1 pseudogene is annotated in these 298 nt (G+C 68.8%); it reads left to right on the forward strand.

From position 1 onward, the window contains the following. Window positions 1–298, forward strand: a pseudogene (locus tag OC446_RS30750) (methyl-accepting chemotaxis protein); the annotation flags it as partial.

Raw genomic sequence — 298 nt, forward strand, 5'->3', positions numbered from 1 at the left:
GGCCACGGCCCAGTCCATGACGGCCATCGCCGGACAGACCACCCACCAATCCGTCACGGTCTCGTCCGCCGCGCAGCAGACTTCGGCCAACGTGCAGACGGTGGCGGCCGCCACCGAGGAGCTGTCGATCTCGATCCGCGAGATCGCCGGCCAGGTGGCACAATCCTCGCAGATCGCCGACAAGGCCGTGCAGGGAGCCCGCCGCACCGATGCCGCCGTGCAGGATCTGGCCGCGACCGCGTCCAAGATCGGCGACGTGGTGCAGCTCATCAACACCATTGCGGGCCAGACCAACCTG

This window comes from Microvirga sp. Mcv34, assembly GCF_024519725.1.
Taxonomy (GTDB): Bacteria; Pseudomonadota; Alphaproteobacteria; order Rhizobiales; family Beijerinckiaceae; genus Microvirga.